At 67.5% G+C, this 1,178-nt stretch carries 3 protein-coding genes; all 3 read left to right on the top strand.

The window, feature by feature from the left end:
* The coding region (locus tag G6016_RS11840) for a cell division protein SepF (RefSeq protein WP_182632846.1) at window positions 1-401 on the top strand (401 nt) is incomplete at its 5' end.
* Window positions 402-448: 47 nt separating this feature from the next.
* Window positions 449-748: a YggT family protein gene (locus tag G6016_RS11835; protein WP_182632845.1), complete on the top strand. Its 300-nt coding sequence runs from the start codon at window positions 449-451 to the stop codon at window positions 746-748.
* Window positions 749-878: 130 nt separating this feature from the next.
* On the top strand, window positions 879-1,178 hold a 300-nt coding region (locus G6016_RS11830; protein WP_182632844.1), incomplete at its 3' end, for a DivIVA domain-containing protein.

Raw genomic sequence — 1,178 nt, 5'->3', positions numbered from 1 at the left:
GCCCCCGTCGCTACCACGCCGCCGAGGCCGGAGCCCGTGCCTCGCTGCGTGGTGTGCCCGCCACCCGCGGCGCCGTCGCGCTCGCGCCCGAAGAGGACTTCGTCGAGGACGGACTGGTCACCGTCCCGGAGACCGTCGTCGAGCGGCCCCGCGGATTCGGCGACGGCAAGAGTCTCGGCGAGCACTTCCGCGCCGGCCGCGCCGTGGTCCTGGACCTGTCCACCATGGCCTCCGGCGACGCCCGCCGGATGGTCGACTTCGCCGCCGGGCTGGTCTTCGGCCTCGACGGCCGCATGGAAAAGGTCGCCGACCGCGAGCGCACCTTCCTGCTGCAGCCGGCCGGTATGGACCTCACCGAGGCCGAGGTTCGCGACGCCGTCAACGGGGCGTTCCGTCGGTGACCGACGCCGCTCCGCGCACGCCGACCGTCTGCAAGTAGGCTTGACGCGTGGCTGCATTTGTGTCGATCCTGCTCATCGCGATCCAAGTTTTCTGGTTTTTATTGATCGCCCGGATCGTCGTCGAGATGATCGCCTCGTTCTCCCGCGGCTGGAGCCCCACGGGCTTCGTGGCCGTGGTGCTGGAATGGGTGTTCACCATCACCGATCCGCCGGTCAAGGCCCTGCGCAAGGTCATCAAGCCGGTCCGGCTCGGCCAGATCTCACTGGACCTATCGGTTCTGGTGCTGTTCGTGATCCTCATGGTGTTGCAGGGGATCCTGGTGTCGATTCCCATCGGCGGCGCGTGAGACTATGTGGACTCATGGTGACGCGCGGGCCGAATGTGACTAGATTGGCACGCGTTAAGGTAGTAATGATGTCGTGGGTCCGGTGCGAGAACACCGGGCCGGCACCCGAGACGACCACGAGGGGTATCCCATGCCGTTGACTCCAGCCGATGTGCACAACGTCGCGTTCTCCAAGCCGCCGATAGGTAAGCGCGGCTACAACGAGGACGAGGTCGACCAGTTCCTCGACCTGGTCGAGAAGGAGCTCGCGGAGCTTGTGGCGGACAATGAGGACCTCCGTCATCGGGTCGACGAGCTGAGCAAGGACCTCGAGAAGGCGCGCAAGTCCGGCGACAAGGCCGACAAGAGCGACAAGGGCAGCAGCGAGTCCGCCCCCAGCGCCCCGCAGGCAGCCGCCCCGGCCGCCGCGGCAGCAGCGCCGGCTGCGGCA

The organism is Dietzia aerolata (genome assembly GCF_014144865.1).
Lineage (GTDB): Bacteria > Actinomycetota > Actinomycetes > Mycobacteriales > Mycobacteriaceae > Dietzia > Dietzia aerolata.
The sequence above is the reverse complement of the archived record's forward strand: the minus strand, read 5'-3'. Positions and strand labels throughout refer to the sequence as shown.